Annotated in this window: 22 protein-coding genes and 7 pseudogenes; 15 read left to right on the top strand and 14 right to left on the bottom strand. The window is 62.0% G+C overall.

Annotated elements, in window-relative coordinates:
* Window positions 1–1,516, top strand: a pseudogene (locus QNO18_RS24835) (IS66 family transposase); the annotation flags it as partial.
* Window positions 1,517–1,625: 109 nt separating this feature from the next.
* On the opposite strand, the pseudogene QNO18_RS24830 reads toward QNO18_RS24835, so the two are convergent.
* The 3 genes and pseudogenes from QNO18_RS24830 to QNO18_RS24820 form a co-directional block, all read right to left on the bottom strand.
* A pseudogene (locus QNO18_RS24830) lies at window positions 1,626–2,186 on the bottom strand (transposase); the annotation flags it as partial.
* A gap of 86 nt (window positions 2,187–2,272) precedes the next feature.
* Window positions 2,273–2,856, bottom strand: a pseudogene (locus QNO18_RS24825) (transposase); the annotation flags it as partial.
* A 324-nt stretch (window positions 2,857–3,180) separates the two neighbouring features.
* Window positions 3,181–3,642: a hypothetical protein gene (locus tag QNO18_RS24820; protein ID WP_283180124.1), complete on the bottom strand. Its 462-nt coding sequence runs from the start codon at window positions 3,640–3,642 to the stop codon at window positions 3,181–3,183.
* A 601-nt stretch (window positions 3,643–4,243) separates the two neighbouring features.
* Between QNO18_RS24820 and QNO18_RS24815 the strand changes: the two genes are divergently transcribed.
* Genes QNO18_RS24815 through QNO18_RS24805 form a run of 3 tightly spaced genes read left to right on the top strand, consistent with a single transcriptional unit; the run spans window position 4,244 to window position 7,675 of the window.
* Window positions 4,244–5,122: an arginine deiminase family protein gene (locus QNO18_RS24815; RefSeq protein ID WP_283180123.1), complete on the top strand. Its 879-nt coding sequence runs from the start codon at window positions 4,244–4,246 to the stop codon at window positions 5,120–5,122.
* Complete coding sequence (locus QNO18_RS24810; RefSeq protein ID WP_283180122.1) at window positions 5,119–5,784, top strand: TetR family transcriptional regulator C-terminal domain-containing protein; 666 nt, start codon at window positions 5,119–5,121, stop codon at window positions 5,782–5,784. The genes QNO18_RS24815 and QNO18_RS24810 overlap by 4 nt, the downstream gene beginning before the upstream one ends.
* A complete protein-coding gene (locus tag QNO18_RS24805; RefSeq protein WP_283180121.1) occupies window positions 5,774–7,675 on the top strand; it encodes a M20/M25/M40 family metallo-hydrolase in 1,902 nt (633 codons plus the stop codon). Before QNO18_RS24810 ends, QNO18_RS24805 begins: the two co-directional genes overlap by 11 nt.
* 64 nt (window positions 7,676–7,739) lie before the next feature.
* On the opposite strand, the gene QNO18_RS24800 is transcribed toward QNO18_RS24805, so the two are convergent.
* The 8 genes and pseudogenes from QNO18_RS24800 to QNO18_RS24765 form a co-directional block, all read right to left on the bottom strand.
* Window positions 7,740–8,507, bottom strand: a complete 768-nt coding sequence (locus QNO18_RS24800) for an ATP-binding cassette domain-containing protein (RefSeq protein ID WP_283180120.1) — start codon at window positions 8,505–8,507, stop codon at window positions 7,740–7,742.
* A gap of 45 nt (window positions 8,508–8,552) precedes the next feature.
* Entirely contained in the window at window positions 8,553–9,242 is a 690-nt protein-coding gene (locus QNO18_RS24795; protein WP_198837208.1) for an ABC transporter permease subunit, read from the bottom strand.
* On the bottom strand, window positions 9,242–9,952 hold the full coding sequence (locus QNO18_RS24790; protein ID WP_283180119.1) for an ABC transporter permease subunit: 711 nt from the start codon (window positions 9,950–9,952) through the stop codon (window positions 9,242–9,244). Before QNO18_RS24790 ends, QNO18_RS24795 begins: the two co-directional genes overlap by 1 nt.
* A 65-nt stretch (window positions 9,953–10,017) precedes the next feature.
* Window positions 10,018–10,800: a transporter substrate-binding domain-containing protein gene (locus QNO18_RS24785; RefSeq protein WP_283180118.1), complete on the bottom strand. Its 783-nt coding sequence runs from the start codon at window positions 10,798–10,800 to the stop codon at window positions 10,018–10,020.
* A 41-nt stretch (window positions 10,801–10,841) separates the two neighbouring features.
* The gene (locus tag QNO18_RS24780; RefSeq protein WP_283180117.1) at window positions 10,842–11,144 is read right to left on the bottom strand and encodes a hypothetical protein; all 303 of its coding nucleotides are present in this window, start codon (window positions 11,142–11,144) and stop codon (window positions 10,842–10,844) included.
* Window positions 11,145–11,188: 44 nt separating this feature from the next.
* Window positions 11,189–11,641: an arginine deiminase family protein gene (locus tag QNO18_RS24775; protein ID WP_283180116.1), complete on the bottom strand. Its 453-nt coding sequence runs from the start codon at window positions 11,639–11,641 to the stop codon at window positions 11,189–11,191.
* 107 nt (window positions 11,642–11,748) lie between these two features.
* A pseudogene (locus QNO18_RS24770) lies at window positions 11,749–12,680 on the bottom strand (arginine deiminase-related protein).
* Window positions 12,677–13,752 (bottom strand): annotated as a pseudogene (locus QNO18_RS24765) (ornithine cyclodeaminase). The pseudogenes QNO18_RS24770 and QNO18_RS24765 overlap by 4 nt, the downstream one beginning before the upstream one ends.
* Before the next feature lie 147 nt (window positions 13,753–13,899).
* Between QNO18_RS24765 and QNO18_RS24760 the strand changes: the two are divergent.
* A complete protein-coding gene (locus QNO18_RS24760) occupies window positions 13,900–14,352 on the top strand; it encodes an Lrp/AsnC family transcriptional regulator (protein ID WP_283180115.1) in 453 nt (150 codons plus the stop codon).
* A gap of 6 nt (window positions 14,353–14,358) precedes the next feature.
* Here the strand turns inward: QNO18_RS24760 and QNO18_RS24755 are convergent, their stop codons facing one another.
* Window positions 14,359–15,027 carry a GntR family transcriptional regulator gene (locus QNO18_RS24755; protein ID WP_283180114.1) on the bottom strand — a complete coding sequence of 223 codons (669 nt, stop codon included), beginning with the start codon at window positions 15,025–15,027 and terminating at the stop codon, window positions 14,359–14,361.
* A gap of 372 nt (window positions 15,028–15,399) precedes the next feature.
* Entirely contained in the window at window positions 15,400–16,338 is a 939-nt protein-coding gene (locus QNO18_RS24750; RefSeq protein ID WP_283180113.1) for a DMT family transporter, read from the bottom strand.
* Between the two features lie 98 nt (window positions 16,339–16,436).
* Here QNO18_RS24750 and QNO18_RS24745 point away from each other — a divergent pair, with 98 nt between their 5' ends.
* The 5 genes from QNO18_RS24745 to QNO18_RS24725 all read left to right on the top strand — a co-directional run bounded on the left by QNO18_RS24745 (window position 16,437) and on the right by QNO18_RS24725 (window position 21,426).
* Window positions 16,437–17,207 carry a helix-turn-helix transcriptional regulator gene (locus tag QNO18_RS24745; protein ID WP_283180112.1) on the top strand — a complete coding sequence of 257 codons (771 nt, stop codon included), beginning with the start codon at window positions 16,437–16,439 and terminating at the stop codon, window positions 17,205–17,207.
* 175 nt (window positions 17,208–17,382) lie between these two features.
* Window positions 17,383–17,796: a transposase gene (locus QNO18_RS24740; RefSeq protein ID WP_283178873.1), complete on the top strand. Its 414-nt coding sequence runs from the start codon at window positions 17,383–17,385 to the stop codon at window positions 17,794–17,796.
* The gene (gene tnpB / locus QNO18_RS24735; RefSeq protein ID WP_283178872.1) at window positions 17,793–18,143 is read left to right on the top strand and encodes an IS66 family insertion sequence element accessory protein TnpB; all 351 of its coding nucleotides are present in this window, start codon (window positions 17,793–17,795) and stop codon (window positions 18,141–18,143) included. Before QNO18_RS24740 ends, tnpB begins: the two co-directional genes overlap by 4 nt.
* A 58-nt stretch (window positions 18,144–18,201) precedes the next feature.
* The gene (locus QNO18_RS24730) at window positions 18,202–19,833 is read left to right on the top strand and encodes an IS66 family transposase (protein WP_283178871.1); all 1,632 of its coding nucleotides are present in this window, start codon (window positions 18,202–18,204) and stop codon (window positions 19,831–19,833) included.
* Between the two features lie 552 nt (window positions 19,834–20,385).
* Window positions 20,386–21,426, top strand: coding sequence for a hypothetical protein (locus tag QNO18_RS24725; RefSeq protein WP_283180111.1), 1,041 nt, complete (start codon window positions 20,386–20,388; stop codon window positions 21,424–21,426).
* A 527-nt stretch (window positions 21,427–21,953) separates the two neighbouring features.
* Here QNO18_RS24725 and QNO18_RS24720 read toward each other — a convergent pair.
* A complete protein-coding gene (locus QNO18_RS24720; protein WP_283180110.1) occupies window positions 21,954–22,616 on the bottom strand; it encodes a hypothetical protein in 663 nt (220 codons plus the stop codon).
* 416 nt (window positions 22,617–23,032) lie between these two features.
* On the opposite strand from QNO18_RS24720, the pseudogene QNO18_RS24715 reads away from it, so the two are divergent.
* The 5 genes and pseudogenes from QNO18_RS24715 to QNO18_RS24695 form a co-directional block, all read left to right on the top strand.
* Window positions 23,033–23,964, top strand: a pseudogene (locus QNO18_RS24715) (AAA family ATPase); the annotation flags it as partial.
* A gap of 47 nt (window positions 23,965–24,011) precedes the next feature.
* Window positions 24,012–24,188: a hypothetical protein gene (locus QNO18_RS24710; RefSeq protein WP_283180109.1), complete on the top strand. Its 177-nt coding sequence runs from the start codon at window positions 24,012–24,014 to the stop codon at window positions 24,186–24,188.
* The gene (locus tag QNO18_RS24705) at window positions 24,164–24,895 is read left to right on the top strand and encodes an ABC transporter permease (RefSeq protein ID WP_283180108.1); all 732 of its coding nucleotides are present in this window, start codon (window positions 24,164–24,166) and stop codon (window positions 24,893–24,895) included. The genes QNO18_RS24710 and QNO18_RS24705 overlap by 25 nt, the downstream gene beginning before the upstream one ends.
* 94 nt (window positions 24,896–24,989) lie before the next feature.
* Complete coding sequence (locus QNO18_RS24700; protein WP_283180107.1) at window positions 24,990–25,139, top strand: ATP-binding cassette domain-containing protein; 150 nt, start codon at window positions 24,990–24,992, stop codon at window positions 25,137–25,139.
* A 20-nt stretch (window positions 25,140–25,159) separates the two neighbouring features.
* Window positions 25,160–25,372 (top strand): annotated as a pseudogene (locus QNO18_RS24695) (peptide ABC transporter ATP-binding protein); the annotation flags it as partial.

Here is a 25,372-nt window from a genome sequence, read left to right as displayed (position 1 = left end):
TTTCCGCCTCCGATGTGATGATCCGGCACTTGCAGCTCCAGATCGCCAAACTCCGCGCGAGCAGTTCGGCCACAGCGCCGAACGCCACGCCCGGCTGATCGAACAACTCGAGATGCAGCTTAAGGATCTGGAGACGGACCTTGGGCAGGATGGGCAAAGACGGATGCCGCCGTGGCGAAGACCACAGTTGCGGCTTTCGAACGTCGCCGTCCGTCCGCAAGCCGTTTCCCGATCATTTGCCGGGAGCGCGTGGTGGTCGAAGCCCCGGCCTCCTGCACCTGTTGTGGGTCGACGCGCATCGTGAAGATGGGCGAGGACATCACCGAGACGCTGGAGGTCATTCCCCGGCAGTGGAAGGTGATCCAGACCATCCGCGAGAAGTTCACCTGCGGGATTGCGAGAAGATCAGCCAACCACCGGCCCCCTTCCACCCCACGCCTCGGGCTGGGCCGGCCCAACCTGCTGGCGATGGTGCTCTTCGAGAAGTTCGGCAGCATCAGCCCTTGAACCGGCAGGCCGAACGCTATGCCAAGGAAGGTGTCGAGATCAGCCTGTCTACGCTGGCCGACCAGGTCGGGCCTGCAGCGTCGCGCTGCAGCCGATCCACGATCTGATCCGCACCCATGTTCTCGGCGCCGAACGACTACACGCGGATGATACGACCGTGCCACTGATGGCCAAGGGCGGGACGCAGACGGCCCGGCTCTGGACCTATCTGCGCGATGACCGCCCCTTTGCAGGCGGGGCACCACCTGCGGCGCTCTATTACTTCTCGACCGACCGAAGGATGGAACATCCGACCCGGCATCTGGCGGGCTGGACCGGCATCCTGCAGGCCGACGCCTATGGCGGATACAACGGCGTTTACGATGCGGCCCGCAAACCCGCGCCGGTGTTCAGCGCGCTATGCTGGAGCCACGCCCGGCGGAAGTTCTTCGAACTGGCCGACATCAAGGCCACCGCCCGTAAGGGCAGATCGGTCGCCGAAGAGATCTCGCCCATCGCGCTGGAAGCCGTCAAACGCATCGATGCCATCTTCGATGCCGAGCGCGAGATCACCGGCATGGGCGCCGAAGCGCGCCAAGATACCCGCAAGAGGCTGGTGCGCCCGATGGTCGAAGACCTGCACGACTGGATGCGGGCCGAGCGCGCCCGGATGTCGAAGCACAACCCCGTCGCCAAGGCCATCAACTACATGTTCGAGCAGGACGGCCGCTGGGACGCCTTCACCCGCTTCCTCGACGACGGCCGCATCTGCCTGACGAACAACTCAGCCGAACGAGCCCTGCGCGGTATCGCCCTCGGCCGCAAAGCCTGGCTCTTCACCGGTTCGCCCCGGGGCGGCGAACGCGCCGCCTTCATGTATTCCCTCATCGTCACCGCCAAGATGAACGACGTCGATCCTCAGGCTTGGCTGGCCGATGTCCTGGCACGACTCCCCGACATGCCAGTGTCGCGCCTGCCGGAACTGCTCCCCTGGAAATGGAAGCGCAGCCCCATCGCCAAAGCCGCATAACTGCGGCCTACGCCGGATGGTTACCGGTATTCTCGCATATGAGGCATTCGCCTCTCCGATGGGCAGGGGTGCCTCGCCGTTGTGCGCAGTTTGACCCGGCATGCTCCCCTCATGCGCCCAGCAATTTGGGCAGTCTGGCGAGGTTTCCGGCCGCCAACGTCAGGATGAAGCTCGACCGGACGCGCTCGATGCCGCGGAATACGGTCTGCGCGCTCCTGCCGATGGTCTTGGCCCAGCCAAAAGCCTCTTCGATCCGCTTGCGGTGCTTGAGCGACAGCGCATAGCCTTTGTGCCTGGTGGTGCGCCCGTCGATCGCGGAATGACGGGCTCGCTGGGCGACGCGCGGCGTGACGCAAGCTTGCCGCAGGTCGGTAACGAACTCTGCCGTATCATATCCTTTGTCGGCTCCCAGCGTCAGCCGCGGGGTCAAACCGGGGTCGTAACGGTGGATCATGTCGAGCGCGGCCCGCCGTTCCGCCCGGCCGCTGGCGCCCGTGAGGTCGGCCTGAACGATCAGCCCGCTACGATTTTCCATGATCGCATGGCCGATGAAGCAAAGCATGGCCCCGGTGCCCGGCGATTTTTTGTAAAGCCGCGCGTCAGGGTCGGTGGTTGAGACATGCGTTGCATTCGAGTGCCGCTTGCCCCGGAAGTCGACCTCGGCATTGCGGGTGCTGGGTTTCGGGCCAGGCATCAGGGGTGTCTCGTATCTGGTGGGCTGGGCATCGGCGGCGGTTCGGCGCACGGTCGGATCGCCTGGACCCTCGTCTTCACCCGGCGCTTCGGATGCCTGTTGCGCAGCTGCAGGCCCAACTCATTGTAAATCCTGCGTGTCTTCTTGATGTTCACCTGCCAGCCCTCCCGCCGCAGCAGCACATGGATGCGCCGGTAGCCATAGCGCACACGCGTTTCGCAGATCTCGCGGATCCGCAGTTCGAGGCCGGCCTGCCCGGTGCGACGGGATTTGTAATGGTAGCTCGAAGTGTCGAACCGCAGCGCCTGGCAGGCCCGTCGGATCGAGACACCCCAGTCAACCAGAAGCCCGTCAACAAGCTTGCGCGTCCGGACAGGCCTCAGAGCTTTCGGCGGATGACGTCCTGCAGCATCTCGCGGTCGAGCGTCAGGTCCGCCACGATCTTCTTCAGCCGTGCATTCTCGTCCTCAAGCGCCTTCAACCGCCGCATCTCATCGGGAAGCAACCCGCCATAACGCTTCTTCCAGTTGAAGTATGTGGCCTGGCTGATCCCCGCCTTGCGGCAGATCTCGGCAACAGGCGTGCCTTCCTCGCCCTGCTTCAGAATGAACGCCTTCTGCGCTTCCGTGAACTTCGATGCCTTCATCGTCTTCAGCTCCTCTCCCAGCCAGGGAAAACTAGCCGAAAACTCCAGCTTAAGACGGTCCAGTTTCCAGGGGGCAGAGCACTTGCTTTGCCTGTTTGGATCAGCTGAGCAACGGGAGCTTACGTGGTGCTTTGTGGGTTGCACAACATCAGGCCCAGTTATGCGGCGAAGCTCCGGCCCAACCCGGCCGGGGTCTGCCGTCCAATCTTCATGTACCCTGCCACCAGATGGGCCAAGGCCACTCGGGCAAAACGGCCGGTCGAAGAGGGCTGTTCGCATAGTATGACACTGTCAAAGCTGCCGGGCCATTGACCGGTCAGTTCACTATGCCAGATGAACGACTGGCCTCATGTATTTTGAACCATCCCATCGCACTTTCATCCCTGCGAGTTGAAACTGGTTAACGACAATCTTGCTGGCAACCACGATCCAGTTTGACTGAAACGAAGGGGGTGCCCAAAGTCCCAGACGGAGCTCATTCGTGATGAGAGCCCGGTCAACATCGGAGCGGCAGTAAAAGCAGGCTGCAAATTTCGCTGCTGAGGCGTCAGAGCCAGATAACCTGAGCTGATTGAATTGATACGTAACGCGGCTGATACCTTCGTCCTGCTCTGCGCCCGCATCCTGCATCGTCAGCACACCAAGGCCTTCGATCCCTTCAAAGACCCGACCGACCGTCCTGTGGATCTCAAGCCGCTTCTCGGCTTCTGTAACTGAATCGCTGGATTCATCTGGATACGCGTATTGTCTGACTTCGTTTCTTTTTACCAACAACTGTTGCGACACTATACGATACACCTTCTGTTGAAGCCTTGTTTTAAACTCACAGCACCACGACTAAACGAAAGGTCGGCATGTTCGGTTTCATGCCGCCGAAAAAAAAGCTCGTAAGCAGGCCCGGGCTTCGCTTGCTCGGATCAGCCGCCGGCTGGGTATCACAGTGTTGGTGCGCCCGGGATGGCGTTATATTGTGCAAATTCGCTCATAAGTTGAGCATATCTGCACAGCTCAGGCAGCATCCTTTGATACCTGCGAGCACCCGGCAGGCGACAGCATCCCGTTCCTCACATGCCTGCGCTTCAGATACGCGAATTTGCGCTTCGAGGCACAGAGCGAATGCTGTCTCACCCCGGGTCGCTCAGAAACCTCACTGACCGGGTAGCCCCGCCCGGCGATCTGCGCGACCGTATCCCCCCTGAACCCGTCCGTGAAATTGCATGGCCCCGTCATGGCCACCTCGCCTCAGAATCAGCGAGGGGCGTCCACGAAACATGGCGCAAATTCACTCCTCTGCGGCGCGTGGCGAGGGCCTTGACGGCATGGCCCTTCCGATCTTATTGATCACCTGACCAATAAGATATCGTGACGCGCGACAAGAGAGAGACCCATGGCACAATACGGTTCACAGGAAATGTCGGCGCCTTTGCTGAAGGTGATGATGCGCCGCCCGGGGGCGAGCCTTATCAAGGCCGATCCCGCTGACTGGAACTATGTGACCCCCTTCGACAGCACCAAAGCCATCGCGCAATATCAGGGCTTTGCCGATCTGATCGTGAAGGCCGGGGCCGAGATCATCTGGCTTGAGGATCAGGACGACGGCCTTGCCGATGCGATGTTCACACATGACCCTTCGCTGATGACCGACAAGGGCGCGATCATCCTCAATATGGGCAAGCTGCGCCGTCGGGATGAACCCGCTCTGCACGAGGCCGTCTATCAGCAGCATCAGATTCCGGTTGCAGGCCGGATCACCGGCGAGGCAACCGTCGAGGCCGGTGACTGTATCTGGCTTGACCCAAAAACGCTGCTCGTCGGGCGCGGCATCCGCACCAATCAGCAGGGCATCGACCAGCTGACTGCAATCCTTGCCCCCGATGGCATCAGCGTCATCGCCTTTGACCTGCCGCTCTGGGATGGTGAGGCCGCCTGCCTGCATCTCCTGTCGGTGCTGAGCCCGCTGGCGGATGACCTGGTGCTGGCCTTCCTGCCGCTGCTGCCGGTCGCGCTTTACAGGCTTTTGAAACAGCGCGGCATCCGCATTGTCGAGGCGCCGAAGGATGAATTCCTCGCCAGCAACGGCCTCAGCCTCAATGTGCTGCCGACCCGCCCGTCTGAGCTGATCATGCTCAGCGGTTTCCCGAAAACCACGGCCGCACTTGAAGCTGCCGGCTGCACCGTGGAAACCTTCGAGGGCGACGCGCTTTGCATCGCCTGCGAAGGCGGGCCGACCTGCCTCACCCGTCCGGTGCACCGGCAAGCGGCATGACAAAGGCCCCGGCCTGGCGGCGGATCCCCGAGGCGCAACGCCGGGGCGATCTGGTCGAGGCGGCGCTGGACGTGATTGCGCAGTCGGGGCTGCAGGGCGCAACCTTCCGCGAGATTGCGAAACAGGCCGGGGTTGCCCCCGGTCTGATCGCGCATCACTTTGAAAGCAAAGAGATCCTCTTGCAGGAGGCGTATCGTAGGGTGGTCTCTGTCCTGACCTTCACCGATGAGGAAGATGCAGGATCGGCGGCGGAGAACCTGCGCCGTTTCATTGTGGCCAATCTGACCGAGCCGGTTTCCAACAACCGAAATCTGGCGCTCTGGTCGGCTTTTATCAGCCAGGTGAGCCATGACCCGACGCTGGCCGGGATCCATTGCGAGGGCTATCTGGCCTTTCGCAACAAGCTGCAGCGCCTGATCGTGGCTTTCCTGGCCTCGCGCGGCAAAGAGATCGATCCGGTACGCGCCCATCGGCTCGCCGTGGCGATCAATGCGCTGATGGACGGGCTCTGGCTGGAGGGCCGGCTTGCGGGCGGGCTTTTCGAGGAAAATGAACTGGTGACGGTGGCCCTGTCATCGGTCGAGGCCCTGACGGGAGAGGCCTTTGTGCCGCCCGGACAGGGTGAGAATGACATGCCGGTGAGGATGATCGATGGCGAATGAAGAACAGCCCGGCGGCAGCCAGATCGGGCGCGCGGTTCAGGGTAAAAACGCAGCGCGCTGCCTGGATCATGCCCTGCGCCTTGTGGAATGGGCGAGCGAGACCGGCACCCCGGGCGAAGCGGCCTTTGGCGAGAAAGCTGCAGCCCTTTTGCGCGGGCTGCCCTGTTTCGCGGATCATCCTGAACGGGTGCGGCTGATCGGCAGCCATGGCGATCCGCAGCGGCAGATCGTGGTCGGGCTTTTGCGCGGGGCCGGGCGGCGGACCCTGGTGCTTGCGGGCCATTATGATGTGGTTTCCGCCGCGAATTACCGTGACCTTGCAGATCTGGCCTTCTCGCCCGGACCACTGCTGGCCGCGCTGCGCCAGGATCTGGCCAGCCGCCCGCTTTCCGCAGCCGAGGAAAAGGCGCGGGCCGATTTCGAAAGCGGTGACTTCCTGCCGGGGCGCGGTCTTCTCGATATGAAAAGCGGCATTGCCGCCGGGATCACCACGCTGGAGAATTTCGCGGGTGCCGGCGCGGCAGAGGGCAATCTGCTGCTCGTCATGACGCCGGATGAAGAGGCGAGTTCGCAGGGGATGCGGGCCTTTCGTGACATCCTGCCCGAGCTCGCGCGCGAATGGGATCTTGAGATTGCGGGCGGCATCAATCTGGATGCGACCAGCGATCAGGGCGACGGCGCCGGGGGCCGGGCAATCTACAAAGGCACGATCGGCAAGCTCCTGCCGTTTGCGATGGTCGTGGGCAAGCCCTCCCATGCGAGCTATCCTTTCGACGGCGCCAGCGCGCATCTGATCGCGGCGCATCTGATGACCGCGATGGAGACCAATCCCGATCTTTGCGACCGCGGCGGCGCCGAGGTCTCGCCGCCGCCGATCTGTCTTGACGGTGGTGACTTCCGCGCGGGCTATGATGTGACCACGCCGGAACAGGTCTGGCTGGCCTTCAACTGGCTGTCGCACAGCCGCAGCCCCTCGGCGCTGATGGCGCAGTTCCATAGCCTTGCTGAAAACGCGCTGGCGGCGGCGATGGCGGCTTTCGCGCGCAACCGGCACGCCTTTACCGGCGAAGTCGCAGAGCCCGATCCTTCGCGCGTCCTGACGGTCGCCGAACTGATGGGCCTTGTTGCCGCGCGTGAAGGTCAGGCCGCGCTGGAGGAGATCCTTGAAACACCGCCGGCCCACGACAATCCGCTGGCGCTCAGCCGGGCGCTTTGCACGCGGCTGGTGGCGCGTGCAGGGCTGAACGGGCCCGCGATTGTGCTGGGCTTTGGCAGTCTGCATTACCCGCACAGCCATCTCGATCCCGACCGCACTGATGACGCGGCGCTGATAAGCGCGATCGAAACCGCAAGGCAGGAGATCTTTGCTGCGACCGGGGTAGAGATCTGCTGGCGTGACACCTTTGTCGGCATCTCGGACATGAGCTTTCTGGGCAATGTCCCAGCACCGGAAGACGCAAGGATCGTCGCGGAAAACACGCCCGCGCGGCGCTATATCGACCATGTGCCGGATAATGCGCTGCGCTTTCCGGTGGTCAATATCGGTCCCTGGGGCCGCGAATATCACCAACGGCTGGAACGGGTGCACGCCCCCTATGCCTTTGAAACACTGCCGGATTTTCTGACGGCAATCGTTGCGCGCTTCTTCGACCGGGATAGCGATGCGCAAGTGGGGCGCCGTTGCCGCGCCCCTCATCGACCTTTGTGGACGATGTCCCGAAACAGCCCGGACAGGAATGCGGAGTCCAGCTTGTCGGCAGGACAGGCCTCTCGGCAAAGATCCGGCTCGGCAGCGCGCGCCCGCGAAATTCGGGATGATCTGCGCCGCCCGTCCGGGGCTCTGACCAGGCGAGGTCTCAACAAAGCCGAGCCATTCGTGCGAATGCACTAACCGGCTCACCCCACCAGGGGGCGAGCACCAGATCAGGCTCAGGCCGGGCGCGCCTTCGCTCGGCTCACGCGACCATGCGCAGGAACTGACGCAGCCGGTCCGATTTCGGATTGCTCATCATGTCGGAGGGCGCGCCGCGCTCTTCGACCAGGCCCTGATGCAGGAAGACCACCTCGGAGGAGATGTCCCGCGCCAGTGCCATTTCATGGGTGACGAGGATCATGGTGCGGCCCTCGGCGGCAAGCCCTTTGATGACCTGCAGCACCTCCTGCACCAGTTCGGGATCAAGCGCCGAGGTCGGTTCGTCAAAGAGCATGACCTCGGGGTTCATCGCCAGCGCGCGCGCAATAGCCACGCGCTGCTGCTGGCCGCCAGAGAGGCGCGAAGGGTAGCTGTCTCTCTTTTCACGGATGCCGACCTTCTCCAGCAGCAGCTCCGCCTCGGCCACGGCCTGGTCGCGCGTGAGGCCCAGCAGGTGGCGCGGCCCTTCGATGATGTTTTCCAGCACCGTCATATGCGCCCAGAGATTGAAGTTCTGGAACACCATGCCAAGGCGCTGGCGAACCAGTTCCAGCTGCCTGCGGTCGGCGCGCGGCATCCTGCCCTTGACGGGCCGGGCACGGATCACCTCATTGCCGACGATGATTTCACCGCTGTCCGGGGTCTCGAGATAATTGATACAGCGCAAAAGCGTGCTTTTCCCTGACCCGCTTTGCCCGATCAGCGAGATGACATCCCCGCGCCTTGCCTCGAGGCTGATGCCTTTGAGGACCTCGAGCGGGCCGAATTTCTTGCGGATATCCCTGACCGCAAGCGCAATATCATTGGCCATCTTTTTCAATCCTTTCCGCCCGACGCGGTTTGGCCCATTGCCCGGTCATCGGGCACGATAGCTGGTTGCTTTGCGCTCAAGCAGCGAGGTGAGCTGCGTGAGGATGAGAACGACGACGAAATAGATGATCGCAGCTGCGATCAGCGGCTCGAGGATCATCATGGTCTCGCGCTGAAGGGCGCGGGCAGTGCCCAGCACTTCCATGATCGTGACGGTCGAGGCGAGAGAGGTCGCCTTCAGGAGGATGATCACATCGCTGGCCAGAACCGGCAACGCCGCATGGAAAGCCTGCGGCAGGGTGATGCGGCGGAAGATGCGCCCCGGGCTCATGCCGACGGCACGAGCGGCCTCGATCTGGCCCTTCGGCACCGCAAGGATGGCGCCACGCAACACTTCGGCATTATAGCAGGCCTGGCTGATGGTCAGCACAAGGATCGCGTACCAGATCGCATTGCGCAGATAGGGCCAGAGCCAGGAATGCCGCACCCAGGTTCCGGGCAGCAGCTCTCCAAGGCCATAATAGACCAGATAAAGCTGCACCAGAAGCGGCGTCCCCCGCATCACGAGGCCCAGCGTGAACGAGGGCCAGACAAGGATCCGGTAGCCCGAAATCCGGGCAAGTGCCAGGATGATGCCGAAAAACAGCCCGAGCGTGCCCGCAACCGCCGTCAGCATCAGCGTAAGCGGCAGCGCCTTTATCAGGGGCGGCAGAAACTGAAGAATATCGCTGATCATCAGAAGCCCCTTCCCACGCGCTTTTCGATGCGATGGATGATCGCCATGGAAACCAGCGAGATGAGGAGGAAGGCAGCGGCGACCACGCTGTAGAAGAGCCCGTATTCCTTGGTCACCCCGGCGGCGCGATAAGCGGTAAAGAGCAGCTCGTTGAAGGTGCCAAGCACGGCCACGACCGCGCTTTCCTTGGTGATGGCAAGCCAGAGATTGCCCAGGCCCGGCACCGAATGGCGCAGCATCTGCGGCAGCACGATGCGGCGAAACAGCAGCGCGCGCGGCATGCCGATGGCCTCGGCCGCCTCGGTCTGGCCCTTTGGCACCGCGAGGATGCCGGCGCGCATCACCTCGGTCATGAAGGCGCCATTGACGAAGGCCAGTGCGACGACCGCAGCCCAGAACCCGCTGAATTCAAACCTGTCGCTGACCAGCCCCAGGCTCTTCAGCAGCTTTTCCGCCCCGCCGACCAGCGAGAAATAGACGATCAGGATGACCAGAAGCTCGGGCAGAGAGCGCACAATTGTCGTATAAGTATTGGCAATGCCGCGCAGAATGCGGCTCGCGGAGAGTTTGCTCAGCGCCGCCAGAAGTCCGATCGTAAGCGACAGCGCATAGGCAATCACCGATACGACGATCGTCATCATGAAGCCATGCAGAAGCTGGTCGCCCCAGCCGGCATCACCCCAGCCGAGCAATTCCCATTTTGAGTCCATCGACCTGTATTCGCCTTTGCAGAAAAATGGGGCAGCGCCGTCCGGCCCTGCCCCGTAAGATTGGCTTACTCACGACCCCATTTGGTCAGGATCTCTTTCGCGGTGCCGGCCTCGAGGAGTTTTTCAAGCGCGGTATTCACCTTGTCGAGGGTCTCGGCATCGCCCTTGCGCACGGCATAGGCCACGCCTTCGCCAAGGACAATATTATTGGGCAGGCGCATCTTGGTCTCATAGTCCGCGCCATCGGCAGAGGTCAGGAAGTCTTTGCCGTAATCGCTGTCCACAACGATGTAATCGACGCGGCCCGCCATGAGATCCGAGATCGCATTATCGGCATTATTGTAGTTCTGGGTGCCGTTGTCGGGCAGGTAAGCCGCGATGTAATTCGCCTGAATCGTTGCGGCCTGAACGCCGAAGATGACGCCATCAAGACCTTCCGCCGACAGCACCTCGCCCTCGCCATTCGGATCCTTGACCAGCGCAAGCGGGCGGCTGTCTGCTTTGGCGCCGATGACATCGGTCTGGGCGTAGACATAGGGCGTGCTGAAATCGACAACTTCACGACGCTTGTCGGTGACCGAGAAGGCACCGACGATGAAGTCGAACTTTTTCTCCTGAAGGGCGGGGATCAGCGCTTCCCAGGTCATCTGGCGGATTTCGCAGCCTTCCGGGATATCGGCGCAAAGCAGATTGGTCAGCTCGGCCTCGATGCCGACCCAGGTGCCCGAGGAATCGAACGAGGTCATCGGCATATAGGGCTCGGGGCTGACGCCAAGGCGCAGCGGTTCGGCATGGGCGGCGGTCGAAACCGCCGCGAGGACTGCCATGGAGAGGAGGGTCTTTTTCATCGTCTTTCCCTGTCAGGAGTTGGGGGTGGTTTGTCTTTTAATTATTTTTTGGGATCAAACCAGCGCAGAGACATGCAGGACAGCCCCGCATCCACTTTGCCGATCTGGGTCGTGTCGATGGCGACGACAGTCAGACCCTCGGCGGTCAGCAGGTCGATGGTGCGCGGGAAGGTCTTGCCCACCAGCACCACGTCATTGACACGCAGCGCATTGGCGGCGGCTTCTTCGCCCTCGGGCACGATCAGGGTGCGCAGTCCCGCAAAGACCCCCGAGGCCGCCAGCCGGCCGGTCGAAAGCACCAGGTCATCGCCAACGAGCGAGCAGTCGGTCTTGAAATGCAGCACGCCTTCGGGCGTGGCGACGATGGAGGATTTGAGACCAAGCTGCGTCAGACAATCCTGCAGCGCCTCGGCCCCTTGCGGTCGGTCCTGGCCGAGAGGCCGATCATCACCTGGTCCGGTGTGGTCAGGATATCGCCGCCATCGGCATAGCCACCCTCGGCCAGTTCCAGCACGGTCGCGAATTTCTCGCGCAGGACCGGCGCGATATGCTGCGTTTCGCGCATCCGGGTCTCGGCGCCAGGGCGCAGGATCACCGCGCCTTCGGAAAACACCAGCGCGGGGTCTTCGACGAAAACGGAATCCGGGAATTCCTCCAGCGCCGGCAGAAGCGTGACTTCGCAGCCGGCATCGGTCAGCGCCGCAATATAGGCCTCATGTTCCGCCTTCACGCCCTCATAGGTCGGGTTGCCGGTATCCACCGCCCGCAGGCCATTCACAATCGAGCGCGACGGCGCGCGCAGAATGACCGAGTTGAAACGGTAAACGGGGGTCGTGGTCATGGAAGTCACCTGAAGATGGGCCGGGATAAGGCCGAAAGGAAGTCCCGCAGCGGGGGTGCAGTTTCTGCCCGGCGGCCATAGTGCCGCCGGGCAGGTTCGGTTGTGACCTACCTGGTTCGGCGGGTAAGATGAAGCCCCGCGATCGTGCAGCGCACCGATCCCCCGGCCCGTTCAATGGTCGGAATATCCAGCGCGACAATCGGGGTCGAGGTTTCGATCAGATCGATCTGCCTCTGCGAGAGGCTCGCGCGGCGGTGGTGGACATCACGAGGATTCGCCCGGATTCTCCGCTCAACTCAAGCGCATTGCCTGCAAAACGGGCAATCTGCTCTTCGCTGATGTCGATCACCTCGCGTCCGGTATCGCGCAGACGGTTCGCAATCTCGTCGCGCCGCGCGGCATCGGTGATGAGAGACAGGCCGACAAGCGCGTAATCGGTTGCGATGCACATCAGCACATTGGTGTGGTAGATCGCCACGCCATGCCGGTCCGCCGCGCCGAACACCATCGGTTCAAAGTTGAAATGCGTGCAGAACCGTTCCAGAGCGATGGGATTGGTGCGCTCGGACTGGACGGCATAGGCCACCCGGTCGCTATGGTCGAGAACCATAGCGCCGGTGCCTTCCAGAAACAGCCCGTCAGGTTCCAGCCCGGAATAGTCGATCACGTCCTGCACACGGTATTCGGCTTTCAGCATTTCGATGATATCGGCCCTGCGCTCACGCCGGCGGCTGGGCGCCTTCATCGGGTAGATCGCCACATGGCCGCCGGCATGGGTCGAGAACCAGTTATTCGGAAAGACGGAATCCGGGGTGTCCTGGCCCTCATCCTCGAAGAGATGCACCCGGATGCCATGGCCCCGCAGGGTCCCGACCGCGCGGGTGATTTCCTGATGCGCCAGACCGGAGAGACCGGTCGCCGCCTCTTCCATCTTCTGGAACACATTGTCCGAGGCGGTTTCTGTATTCACCGTGAAACGATGCGGCCGGATCATCACCACATCGGAAGGCGCCTGGACGGAGGTGCGGATCGCCTTCATTTTGCGGCACCCTGCGCAGCGGTCCCGGCGATACGCCCCATCATGCCGTAAAGATCCCGGGTGTCATCAGGATCGGCCAGCAGGTCCAGATCCTCTTTAAAGTCAGTATCCCGGATCCTGTCGCGGATATAGCGGACGGCGCTGAAATCCTCGATGGCGAAGCCCACGCTGTCAAAAAGCGTGATCTGGCGGTCAGACACCCGGCCCGGGCGATCGCCGTTCAGCACCTGCCAGAGCTCGGTCACCGGGAAATCTTCGGGCATCTGCTGGATCTCGCCCTCGATCCGGGTCTGGGGCGGAAACTCGACGAACACATCCGAACGGGTGAGGATGGCAGCGGCCAGTTCGGTCTTGCCGGGGCAGTCGCCGCCGATCGCGTTGATATGCACCCCGTCACCAACCAGGTTATCGGTGAGGATCGTGGCATTTTGCTTGTCAGCCGTGCAGGTGGTGATGATCTGCGCGCCAAGGACAACCTCTTCGACGCTTTTGCATTCGGTGATCCTGAGGCCGGTCGCCGCAAGATTGCGCGCGTCTTGGCGGTGGCGGCAGGGTCGATATCGTAAAGCCGCACCTCTTCGATGCCGCAAATGGTTTGCATGGCGATGGCCTGGAATTCGGCCTGGGCGCCATTGCCGATCAGCGCCAGCACGCGCGCGTCTTTCGGGGCCAGCAGCCGCGCCACCATGGCTGAAGTCGCCGCCGTGCGCAGCGCGGTCAAAAGTGTCATCTCGGTCAGAAGGAGCGGATAGCCGGTCTCGACATCCGAGAGCACGCCGAAGGCCACAACGGTTTGCAGGTTGCGCTGCAGATTGACCGGGTGGCCGTTCACATATTTGAAGACATAATTCACATGATCCGAGGTCGGCATCAGTTCGATCACGCCGCCTTCGGAATGCGACGCGACGCGCGGCGCTTTTTCAAAGCTCTGCCAGCGTCGGAAATCCTGTTCGATATAATCGACAAGCTCTGTCAGCAGGCGCGGCAGGCCGATGCTGGTGATCAGGCGCGCCATGTTCTCAACGCTGACAAAGGGCACAAGCGCCCGACCGGACGGGACTGTTTTTTGCATCTTTTTCTCCTTGGTCGAGGCGGGCTCAGGACCGTGAGCAAAAGTGTCCGACAGAGCAATATACAAATAAAATGCTATAATCCGGCATTATTCTGGATTATTTTGATCACATCTTATAGTGATGTTGCAAATATCGTCAGGAAGCGGATGGCAGGACACGATCAGGCGAAACTCGTTTTCGATGAATTGGACCGCAAGCTGATCAGCTTTCTGCGCGCCGATGGCCGTGCGCCGCTCTCGAAGCTTGCCGATGCACTTGGGGTTTCGCGTGGGACAGTTCAAAACCGCCTCGACCGGCTTCTCAGCGCGGGCGCGATCCTTGGTTTCACAATCCGCGTGCGCGAGGATTACGAAAGCGGCTCATTCCGGGCGATCATGATGATCGAAGTGGTGGGGAAATCGACCTCACAGGTGATCCGCAAGATGCGCGGTCTGCCGGCGGTGGTGGCGCTGCATACCACCAATGGCGGCTGGGATCTCATCGCCGAGATCCGCGCCGACAGCCTGTCGCATTTCGACGAGCTCTTGCGCGAAATCCGCATGATCGACGGCGTGCTGAACAGCGAGACCAGCCTGATGCTGAGTTCGGTCAGCGGCTGAGACGGGTCAGCGCCCCGCCGGCGCACAGGCCCGCAGCGCGGCCACGAGGTCATGAAAGCGGTCACCCTGTACGATCACATGATCGCGCATCGCAATGGCGGCCGCCTCGCCCTCCCCGGCCCGGATCGCCGCCAGGATCGCATCATGTTCACTCCAGGATCGCGGGATCCGGTTGCGCACCCGCAGCTGCATCCGCCGGTAGGGCTGCAGCATCGCGTGCAGCCGCTCCGTCTCCTGCTGCAAAAACGCATTATGCGTGGCGCGGAAGATGGCATGGTGGAACAGCGAATTATGCCGGTAATAACCCTCGGCATCGCCCGCTTCGGCCAGGTCCGCGCATTGCCGGTGCAGCGCCTCTAAAGCCGCGAGCTCCGGGGCGGTGATCCGCCGCGCCGCAAGACGGCAGCAAGTGGCTTCGGCCTCGGCCATGGCCTCGAACCGTTCGGCCAGTTCTTCCACCGACCAGGAGCTGACATAGGTGCCGCGCTTGGGCATCACCCGCACAAGGCCCGAGGCCTCCAGCTGATGCAATGCTTCGCGAACCGGGGTGCGGGAACAGTCGAACTCGCGTTCCAGCGCCTCAGGATCGAGACGCGAACCCGGGGCGTGAATACCTTCTACAATGGCATTTTCCAGAGCGTTCCTGATCCGATTTGCATTGGAGATACCGGACATCCAACCCCTCTTTCTCTTCGCCGGATGCTAGCCGCTTCGCCGGTGCTTAGCCATCCACAGATTTGTTATATACAACATATCATATAATAGATATATCTCTGTCAGAACATAAGCACCTGAAAACCATGACATGCCCAGAACCGGATCTGCTTCATCCCGCCCCCTCGCCAGTCCCGACCATCTGGCAGAGCTGCGCTGCGCGGCACCCTTCGCCTGGTTCGGTGAGCGCTGACGGGGTGTCATAATCGCAGTCCCAGACGACGGGACTGCGTCCACTCCCATTGCTTTTCTTGCACCGGATTGCCCGGCAGGTTCTGGAGAGCAGCGCTATTTAGATATAACGCCCGTTTTTCCAGGGGATTATTACCTCGCTCAGCTTGTTCCGGCATGCCCCTGCCGGAGGCAGCGACGACGCAGCAGCAGGTCGTGGGCCTCAACCGTAAGCATTCCCAGAAGCACCAGGGCGCCGCCAAAGAGGAAGTCCGGCGTCAGATGTTCGCCCAGCAGCAGCGCACCTGACATCACACCGAAGACGGGCGTCATGAGGCTGAGCACCCCGAGGCGGGAGGACGGATAGACCTGAAGGAGGCGGAACCATATCATAAAGCTGACAGTGCAGATGATTATGGTCTGAAACCCAAGATTTACCAAGTCGCCGGCACTGGGCTGCATCCCTAGGCGTCCGGTCAGAGCGCTGAAAGCAAGGGCCACAATGCCCGCCACGAAAAGCTGGTTTGTCAGCGTCTGGGCCGGAGGCGCATTGGCAAGGCGCGAGGTGCGTATAACGACCGTCGTCAGCCCCCAGGCAATACCGGCACCAAGGCCAAGCAGGTCACCGACAATCATCGACGGCGCGAGGGGCTGATTGCCGCGCAGCTCTGGCAAAAGAAAGATCGCCGCCACTCCGGTGAAGGTTATCGCCACCCCCAGCCACTGAACGCGCGCCATTCTCTCATCCGGCTGGGCAAAATGCAGCCCGATGGCGGCAAAGATCGGCCCGGTATAAAGGAATACCCCGATATGCGATGCCGTGGTCCAGCGCAGCCCCTCGGCCACCAGCAGAAACTCCAGCGCAAAGAGCGTGCCTGCCAGCAGGCCCGGGCCCAGGAAAATGCGGGGCCGCCAGCGGTCGCGGCGGATCAGTCGGCTGATGGCGAAGACAAGGGCTGCCGCCATGGCGGAGCGCAGCCCGATCTGCAGCATCGGGTCGATGCCCGGGGCTGCAAGTTTCATCGCGGTCTGCTGCAGGCCCCAGGTGAGGCAAAGCAGGATCATCAGCCCAAAGGCCGTAAGGTCAATCGGTCGTTTCATGGAAGGAGCCGTTCGTTAAAGCACTTGCCTTGTCTACCTCTGGCGATATTGGTGCATATAGTGATTATCCGCCATTCCATTCCGGGAATCTGCCAATCATGCAACCGCCGCATCTCCGCCAGCCGCCGGGACATGTCACCCTGCCAGCGCCGATCTGGTTTCGGGTCGAAGCCATGCCGGATAACGGAACTTATCCTTTCATGCGACACCCCTGGGGGGAGTTCGTCTATTCCTATAGTGGCGTGACCGAGTTGCGAACCGGCGGCCAGGTGCTGCTGGCGCCGCCTCATATGGCCTTCTGGATCCCTGCAGGGGCCGATCAGGTCGGATATAATCGCAAGGCCACGGTGCATGTCTCGATCTATATCGATCAGTCCCTTTGCGCAGAAATGCCCGATGTGCCGGTTTCCCTGCGCGTAACCCCTTTGCTCCGGGCAATGCTCGACCGACTGGAACTGGCCTCTTTCGATGACACAGCGCAGCAAGCCCGACTGCTGCGCGTGATGGTCGATGAGATGGAGCGCTGCCCGGTAACCCAGAGCTTCCTGCCTGACAGCGACGAGCCCGCGTTGAAACGGCTGCTGGCCGCGTTGCACGACACTCCGTCGGATCGGAGAAGCACCGCCACACTTGCCCGATCTTTTGGGCTGAGTGAACGGACGCTGCTTCGGCTGTGTAAACGAGATCTGGGAATGTCTCTGACCGAATGGCGCAACCGGCAGCGTGCGGTTCGCGCCATCGCAATGCTGCAGGAGGATGTAAGCGTCGAGACCATCGCGCTTGATCTTGGCTATGCGACCGCCTCTGCCTTCATCGCCATGTTCAAAGGGATTATGGGGGATAGCCCTGCACGATATGTTGGGCGGTAGCGCAGCCCTTTGCCACGCCTGAAGACGCGCGGCTGGCTTCTTCGGCAATTGCCGAAACACTGTCCAAAGCCGCCCTGGGGCAAACGATCCACAGGACGGAAGCGAAGATGGATCGTATCCATCCGGTGAGGGCCGTCTGATGAAGGGGACTGATGTCGGCTAAGACGCTGACCTTATGGATGACCCTAAGTTCAGATCACAGATCGAGGTTCTCTCGGTTGTCGACAAAGGTCGGCGGCGGGAATGGACGGATGCCGAGAAGGTTCGGATTGTCGAAGAGAGCCTTCGGGGTTTTCGGCAATGCGCCGCGACGGCTCGGCGTTACGAGATTTCGCGGGCACTGCTGACGCGGTGGCGTCGGGATTTTCGGTCCGGTCAACTTGTCGCTGGCAGTCGCCCGCAGTTTCTTGCGGTGCAGGTTGCTTCGGATACTGCTGGCACGGCATGCCGCCAATCTACCACCGAGCCGACCTCCGACCGCGAAGACCACGTCGAGATCACGCTGGCCAACGGGCGCAGGCTTGCGGTCGCCGCCGCCATCGATCCGATGCTGCTGGCGCGTCTGGTGCAGGTTCTGGACCGGGCATGATCGCGTTTCCGGCTGGGGCGAAGGTCTGGATCGCGGGCGGGGTGACGGACATGCGCTGCGGGATGAACAGCCTGGCGCTGAAGGTGCAGCAGGGGCTGGGGCGCGACCCACACGGTGGCGAGATCTTCTGTTTTCGCGGGCGCAGGGGGGATCTGATCAAGGTGCTGTGGCACGATGGGGTCGGCATGTCGCTCTATCTGAAGCGCCTGGAGGCGGGGAAGTTCATCTGGCCGGTGAGCCGGGACGGCGCTGCCGTTCCTGTCTCGGCGGCGCAGCTCGGCTATCTTCTCGAGGGGATCGACTGGCGCAATCCGCGCTGGACGCAGCGGCCTGCCTCGGCGGGCTGACAGCCCCAAAATCCTTTGTTTTGTTGGACTGTTTTGCATCCCTGTGGTAGGCCTTCGCATGTCGGAGACCCCCTCGGAGATCGATATCCTGCGTGTTGCCCTCGCTGCGGCAGAGGCGCGCACTGCTGCTGCAGAGGATGAACTGATACAGGCGCGCGCCGTCGTTTCCGCCTCCGATGTGATGATCCGGCACTTGCAGCTCCAGATCGCCAAACTCCGCCGCGAGCAGTTCGGCCACAGCGCCGAACGCCACGCCCGGCTGATCGAACAACTCGAGATGCAGCTTAAGGATCTGGAGACGGACCTTGGGCAGGATCGGGCAAAGACGGATGCCGCCGTGGCGAAGACCACAGTTGCGGCTTTCGAACGTCGCCGTCCGTCCCGCAAGCCGTTTCCCGATCATTTGCCGCGGGAGCGCGTGGTGGTCGAAGCCCCGGCCTCCTGCACCTGTTGTGGGTCGACGCGCATCGTGAAGATGGGCGAGGACATCACCGAGACGCTGGAGGTCATTCCCCGGCAGTGGAAGGTGATCCAGACCATCCGCGAGAAGTTCACCTGCCGGGATTGCGAGAAGATCAGCCAACCACCGGCCCCCTTCCACCCCACGCCTCGGGGCTGGGCCGGCCCCAACCTGCTGGCGATGGTGCTCTTCGAGAAGTTCGGCCAGCATCAGCCCTTGAACCGGCAGGCCGAACGCTATGCCAAGGAAGGTGTCGAGATCAGCCTGTCTACGCTGGCCGACCAGGTCGGGGCCTGCAGCGTCGCGCTGCAGCCGATCCACGATCTGATCCGCACCCATGTTCTCGGCGCCGAACGACTACACGCGGATGATACGACCGTGCCACTGATGGCCAAGGGCGGGACGCAGACGGCCCGGCTCTGGACCTATCTGCGCGATGACCGCCCCTTTGCAGGCGGGGCACCACCTGCGGCGCTCTATTACTTCTCGACCGACCGAAGGATGGAACATCCGACCCGGCATCTGGCGGGCTGGACCGGCATCCTGCAGGCCGACGCCTATGGCGGATACAACGGCGTTTACGATGCGGCCCGCAAACCCGCGCCGGTGTTCAGCGCGCTATGCTGGAGCCACGCCCGGCGGAAGTTCTTCGAACTGGCCGACATCAAGGCCACCGCCCGTAAGGGCAGATCGGTCGCCGAAGAGATCTCGCCCATCGCGCTGGAAGCCGTCAAACGCATCGATGCCATCTTCGATGCCGAGCGCGAGATCACCGGCATGGGCGCCGAAGCGCGCCAAGATACCCGCAAGAGGCTGGTGCGCCCGATGGTCGAAGACCTGCACGACTGGATGCGGGCCGAGCGCGCCCGGATGTCGAAGCACAACCCCGTCGCCAAGGCCATCAACTACATGTTCGAGCAGGACGGCCGCTGGGACGCCTTCACCCGCTTCCTCGACGACGGCCGCATCTGCCTGACGAACAACTCAGCCGAACGAGCCCTGCGCGGTATCGCCCTCGGCCGCAAAGCCTGGCTCTTCACCGGTTCGCCCCGGGGCGGCGAACGCGCCGCCTTCATGTATTCCCTCATCGTCACCGCCAAGATGAACGACGTCGATCCTCAGGCTTGGCTGGCCGATGTCCTGGCACGACTCCCCGACATGCCAGTGTCGCGCCTGCCGGAACTGCTCCCCTGGAAATGGAAGCGCAGCCCCATCGCCAAAGCCGCATAACTGCGGCCTACGCCGGATGGTTACTCTGGATCTGCACAGTGGCGTTTCAGACAGCGATGCCGGCTGCTGTCGGGCGGGGAGCCTTGCCGGCGCTTCCGGGTTTCGGTGGTCGCAAGGCCTGCAATAATATTGTCAGCGCCGCTGCGCGTCGGCGCCCTCAGATTGGATAACCCGCACGCCCCCTGATGCTGAACGTCCCCGCATCCCTGGCCACAGAATGGATGACGGGTTTCTTCCCGGGCGCCTTATACTCCGCTGGCTGTACGCAAAACCTGGCGTTCCCGGTTTGGTGCCCGGTTATGGTGCCCGATTATGGTGCCCGATTATGGTGAATGTCGCCATGCCTCGCCGCCACAGGAAGGTCTGCCCCCCGCGCCCCGCGCTGCTGATTCATATAGCGACCTTCTTGTGCAGGCAGATGCCGCTGCGCGGGTCTCGAACCGGCAGTCAGGAAGCCACCTGGCAGGATCTGATCTGCGACCGGCTTCACTTGCCGTTGACCAGTCTGCGGCAATCTGCGATTTCCTGCGCCCGATCTCTAGTGAGGGCATCATGCAAGAGAAACCAGGCGACTGCGCCGAGCAGGAATTGCTGACCCTGATCCAAAAGCTCCATGCCGAATTAGGCCCGGTCCCGCGCATCCGCCTGTCGGTCGTTGGGCGCGGGCGCGGACTCGACGTGGCGCGGTTGCTGGTCGGGCTGAAAGCGGCAGGCCTGGTCGAGGAATATGAGACAAAGCCAGGCTGGTTCGGCTGGCTCCTTGGCAGGCGGCGCGAGATGGTGCTGCGGCCGCTGACGGTGCCAGTGGAATCACCTGCGCCGAATCCCGGACTGATAGAGGACGATGCGTCGCAGGAGACCGGCGAAACACCGGCTGAGCATTTGGATCCGGTCCTGCTGACAGCCGGGGCCGCGCCGGAGGCTGCCCTGCCGGAACCGGAACCCGGGCTGGTCGCTGAACCGGTGCCCGACCCCACACCGATAACGCCGGTGGCGTCCCCAGAACCCGATCCCCGGCCCGCCGCCAGGGCCATCGAGGCACCGCATCCTGTTCAGACCCGTCCGCGCCCGGTGCCTGCCGGCTATGCAGATGATATCGGCGGCGTGCCGATGGCGATCCAGGCCGCACAGCTGAGCGCATCGCTCGACCCTGATCTGCTGGAAGGGCTGCGGGATTTCCTCGTCACCCTGGGCATAGAGCTGACCTCCGCCGGAGAGGCGCTTGTCGCGGATCGCCTGAACCGTGGCGCGCCAGCGGGTGACGCACTTATGCAGCTTGTGCTTTTCGCCTTCGCCCATATGGCGCGGTTTGACGAGATCTCTGCCAGCCCCGCAGATCCGGTCGAGCTGCGCGACTATACCCATGCCGTTCTGACCGAGCTGGAACGGCTGCGCGATGCCGGTGAGATCAGTGAAGCCCGCTTTGACCAGGACAGTCACGAGATCCTGATCCTTGCCGACAGCAATGCCCACCGCGCAGCGCTGATCGAGAGGCTGTTCATGGATCCTTTCGGCGGTATGGCCCCGCCCGCGCTGCTCCCTGCCGAGCTGCGCGGTGTCGAGGAGTTTGAGGAAGACGATACCCTCAGCTGAATGACGCCCGAGCTTCTCTTCGGACTTACCAGCCCCCCATCGGAACCCCGCCCGCCGTTGTGCGGGCGGTGGCATTTCAACGCTCTGTAAAAGACACGAACCCCATTGAAATCAGTTGAGAGAATACCGGGATTCGATGCCTGGTTGCCCGGGTCCTATCGCATTTACCAGATCTTCCGGATCAACCGCCCCCGGATATGCAGCACCGCCGACACGCCCCTTCTGCTCCAGCCTTAGAAGCGCGGTTGTCCATCATAAGCGGCATGTTGTGCGTCATCGATCACAAAGCCAAATCGCCGCATGTAACAATCTGAGGGTGGCACCATAAACTGCATGCTGCCCATCACTTGTTGCGATCACTTCGGGGAAGCCGGGATGATGCTCAGGCTGGAAGGCGGCGATTGCAAATGCGCACGTGATCTTGCCAGCCTGGCGAGGCCCCTACAAAACGGCCTCTGTCTTTTCAGCAGTGCTTCCTGTGAACAAGCCTTGCAGATACTCAAAGCCATGGAAGATTTACGAAATAATCAGGCCTGATCCTCAGTGACGACGCTGCAGCGCAGGTTGCACCCATATCCATAGGCCACAGCCCGTTCCAAAGGCACCATAAGCCGGCTTGCGATATAGACGGCGAGGAATCTTGACGGCGCAACAACGCGCAATGTTCCATCGTGGCCGGGCTCGCCGCCCTTCAGCTGGCTGAACCAGGCCGCATAAGTGCCCGGCTGATCAGCCGCCAGTCGCGCCAGAACCTTGTCCCATGGCGCCGAATTCGGCAGCGCCACAGGTCGGGTTCCGAAATCGACCTGCACCACTTTGGGCGAACTCACCTCCGCCGCAGCCTGCGCCTCTTCGGGCGCGATGTGGCGCGCGGACATGCGCGCGTCATAATCAGGCCCGACACTTGCCCAGCCCGGCGCGGTCTGGCGGTAGATCTCTGCCCGGCACAAACGATAGGAGGCCACCCTGCCCCGCACACCTGGCCGTTTGATCTCAAGCAATCCGGCGTCGATCAGCCTGCGTGTCTCTCGCTTGGCAGTGCGCTGATCCACCGACCAGAGCGCGGCCATCTCGCGTTGCCCGATCGTGACCTCATCCGCCGCCCAGTTATAGCGTGCCGTGACCAGCGCAATCAGCCGCATCATTGTCGCCTGACGGGTGCCACCGGCAGAAAGGCCATTGACGGCCATTGCTGTCAGAAGATCATATTTCTCGCTACCTGCCCCGGGCCGGTCAATCGGTGACTTTGCATGATACTGCCCATCTGCCGGATTTGTTCCGATTCCTTCTTGGATCTCAAACTGACACGATCCCGTTATTTGTCAAATGCTTTTCGAAGACGGGATTTTTCACCTATCAAGAAATTTTAAAGAAATCAGGTATCTTAGGTATAGGGTGACGTCTTTAGTGTCACCCTATCTCGCCTCGGGTGTCACCAAATTCTGGATTATCCGGGGTATTCTGTCACCAAATATAGAGTTTGCGCATAAAGCCGGCGCTTTCTTGAGCGAATCGGCGCAAAGAACGGGAATTTGCGCTTTTCCTGTTTGGCACAATCTGAAATTCGCGCTATTCACGTTCTAACGAACAACAACGCGAGTTTCAGATGCGCGATTACAGCTATTTGCAGGACATGAACGAGCGCAGCCTTGCGCAACAGGCTGCAGTGCGTCGGGCGACCTTTTCACCATCAGAGGTGAAAACGCTGCGGCCGTTCTCGATCTGGGAGATTTCAACCTTCATGTTCGATGTGCCTGCTGACACGTTGCGCAAGAAGCTGGCCGAAGATCCCTCGCTGCCACAGGGGACGGTCGAGGATGACGGGCGGCAGCGCTGGTTCTCGCTGCAAGAGATCAATGAGCTGCGGCGTCGCATCCGCTTTCGGGGCCGCGCAATGTTGCCCGAGCGTCCAAAGGGCCGCGCGCTGAGAGTTGCTGTATCGAACTTCAAGGGCGGGGTCGGCAAGACCGTCGTGGCGCAGCACCTGGCGAATGCGGCGGCGCTGGATGGCTACCGCGTGCTGGTGGTCGATTTTGATCCGCAGGCCACGCTGACACATTCGATGGGTCTGGTTGAGGTGAAAGAGTGGAACACGGTCTGGGGCATCATGTGCCGTGATCTGTGCCGCGAGGCCGACCGCATCATGGAAACCTATGACGACCCGGCAGACTGCCCCTACCCCGCCGCAGATGAGCTGCCGAAAGATGTGCAGGAAATCGGCCTGATGCGGGCGCAGGATTTCATTCAGAATACCTCCTGGCCCACAATCGACATCATCCCCTCATGCGCCAACGCAGCTTTTGTTGAATTCGCCAGTGCCCAGTATCGCTCTCTGCACAAGGCCTGGTCATTCTTTGGCTGTGTCGCGCGCTACCTCGATGAACTGCCTGAAGACCAGTATGACCTTGTGATCTTCGACTGCCCGCCCGCCATCGGTTACCAGTCGCTGAACGCGGCCTTTGCGGCAGACGTGCTCTACATCCCGTCGGGGCCGGGGTACTGGAATATGACTCGACCACGTCATTCCTCGGCCAGCTGGCTGATTGCCGATCTGCTGATCGCCTTCCTTGACCCGAGGGTGCGCAATGTCGTCAGCCGTTGATACCGCCACCGCAGCTGTGGTGAAAAAGCCGCGCAAAGCCAGAGGCGCCATGCGTCGCCTTGTCAGTGACCCTCTGGGGGCGCTTGGGCTCGGGCTGATCGTGGTGACGGTGCTCGCCGCCCTTGCGGCGGGCTTTTGCCGCATGACCCGGTCAAGCTGAACCCGATGGTGCGTTTCGCCGCGCCCGGGGCCGAACACTGGCTGGGCACCGACAATCTGGGCCGCGATCTCTTTACCCGCATGCTATATGGTGCGCGGATTGCGCTGGTGATTTCTATCGGGGCGACAGTGGCGTCACTGCTGGTCGGGCTGCTCTTCGGCGTATTGGCGGGGTTCGGACCGCGCTGGCTGGACAGTATCCTGCTTTTGCTGATGGATGCGATGAAAAGCGTGCCCACCGTCATGTTGGCACTGGTCCTGATCACATGGACGGGGCCAAGCCTCTGGGCGGTGTTGCTGGTTGTGGTGCTGGTCAATGGCCCCACCTATGCGCGGATCGTGCGCACCCAGGTCCTCGCGCTGAGGAATGCCGAATTTATCGAGGCAGAACGCGCTCTTGGTGCCGGTTTCCTGCGCGTCGCAAGCCTGCATGTTGTCCCGAATATCATCGGCCCGCCGCTGATCCTTGCGGCGATGGATATCCCGATCGTGGTCGGGATCGAGGCCGGGCTCAGCTTCCTGGGCCTTGGGGTACGCCCGCCGACGCCGTCCTGGGGCACCATCCTGTTCGACGGGTTCTCCTATATCCGCGACAGCATCTGGATGGTTGTGGCCGGTGGTCTGCCCATCGTCATCACCGCGCTTGGCTTCACCTTCCTTGGCGAGGCGCTGCGCGACACGATTGATCCGAAACTGGCAAAGAGGTGATCATGTCCCTGGATGCCAGCGATCCGGTCCTGACGGTCAGCGGTCTGACCCTTTCCTACGACATCCCGCAGGCGAGCTGAAGGCGCTGCGCGATGTGAACCTGTCCATCGGCAAAGGCGAGATCGTCGGGCTGGTGGGCGAAAGCGGTTCGGGAAAATCGACACTGATGCAGGCCATTCTGGGCCTCTTGCCGGGGGCTGCGCAGATCAGGTCAGGTTCAATCCGGTTCGAGGACAGGATCTGACCGGCCTTTCCTCCAGACAGATGCGGGGACTTTTGGGCGACCGGATTTCCGTCGTCTTCCAGGACCCGATGACCGCACTGAACCCGGTTCTGACCATCGGGCGGCAGATGATCGACATCCAGCATCGCAGCAAACTCAGCCGCCGCGAAAAACGCGCCCGCGCCATCGAGATGCTGGCCCGCGTGCGTATCCCGGACCCCGAAAGCCGGATCGACCGCTATCCGCATGAGTTT

The organism is Gemmobacter sp. 24YEA27 (assembly GCF_030052995.1).
Lineage (GTDB): Bacteria > Pseudomonadota > Alphaproteobacteria > Rhodobacterales > Rhodobacteraceae > Pseudogemmobacter.
Note: the sequence above shows the minus strand (reverse complement) of the source record. Positions and strands in the feature narration are given on the sequence as shown.

What these genes read in the sequence shown, in the direction of transcription:
- QNO18_RS24720 (WP_283180110.1), bottom strand. Translation starts at nt 22,616, where the DNA reads ATGGCCGTCAATGGCCTTTCTGCCGGTGGCACCCGTCAGGCGACAATG.
- QNO18_RS24755 (WP_283180114.1), bottom strand. Translation starts at nt 15,027, where the DNA reads ATGTCCGGTATCTCCAATGCAAATCGGATCAGGAACGCTCTGGAAAAT.
- tnpB (WP_283178872.1), top strand. Translation starts at nt 17,793, where the DNA reads ATGATCGCGTTTCCGGCTGGGGCGAAGGTCTGGATCGCGGGCGGGGTG.
- QNO18_RS24730 (WP_283178871.1), top strand. Translation starts at nt 18,202, where the DNA reads ATGTCGGAGACCCCCTCGGAGATCGATATCCTGCGTGTTGCCCTCGCT.
- QNO18_RS24815 (WP_283180123.1), top strand. Translation starts at nt 4,244, where the DNA reads ATGGCACAATACGGTTCACAGGAAATGTCGGCGCCTTTGCTGAAGGTG.
- QNO18_RS24760 (WP_283180115.1), top strand. Translation starts at nt 13,900, where the DNA reads ATGGCAGGACACGATCAGGCGAAACTCGTTTTCGATGAATTGGACCGC.
- QNO18_RS24725 (WP_283180111.1), top strand. Translation starts at nt 20,386, where the DNA reads ATGCAAGAGAAACCAGGCGACTGCGCCGAGCAGGAATTGCTGACCCTG.
- QNO18_RS24800 (WP_283180120.1), bottom strand. Translation starts at nt 8,507, where the DNA reads ATGGCCAATGATATTGCGCTTGCGGTCAGGGATATCCGCAAGAAATTC.
- QNO18_RS24750 (WP_283180113.1), bottom strand. Translation starts at nt 16,338, where the DNA reads ATGAAACGACCGATTGACCTTACGGCCTTTGGGCTGATGATCCTGCTT.
- QNO18_RS24710 (WP_283180109.1), top strand. Translation starts at nt 24,012, where the DNA reads ATGTCGTCAGCCGTTGATACCGCCACCGCAGCTGTGGTGAAAAAGCCG.
- QNO18_RS24805 (WP_283180121.1), top strand. Translation starts at nt 5,774, where the DNA reads ATGGCGAATGAAGAACAGCCCGGCGGCAGCCAGATCGGGCGCGCGGTT.
- QNO18_RS24785 (WP_283180118.1), bottom strand. Translation starts at nt 10,800, where the DNA reads ATGAAAAAGACCCTCCTCTCCATGGCAGTCCTCGCGGCGGTTTCGACC.
- QNO18_RS24790 (WP_283180119.1), bottom strand. Translation starts at nt 9,952, where the DNA reads ATGGACTCAAAATGGGAATTGCTCGGCTGGGGTGATGCCGGCTGGGGC.
- QNO18_RS24810 (WP_283180122.1), top strand. Translation starts at nt 5,119, where the DNA reads ATGACAAAGGCCCCGGCCTGGCGGCGGATCCCCGAGGCGCAACGCCGG.
- QNO18_RS24740 (WP_283178873.1), top strand. Translation starts at nt 17,383, where the DNA reads ATGGATGACCCTAAGTTCAGATCACAGATCGAGGTTCTCTCGGTTGTC.
- QNO18_RS24745 (WP_283180112.1), top strand. Translation starts at nt 16,437, where the DNA reads ATGCAACCGCCGCATCTCCGCCAGCCGCCGGGACATGTCACCCTGCCA.
- QNO18_RS24775 (WP_283180116.1), bottom strand. Translation starts at nt 11,641, where the DNA reads ATGACCACGACCCCCGTTTACCGTTTCAACTCGGTCATTCTGCGCGCG.
- QNO18_RS24795 (WP_198837208.1), bottom strand. Translation starts at nt 9,242, where the DNA reads ATGATCAGCGATATTCTTCAGTTTCTGCCGCCCCTGATAAAGGCGCTG.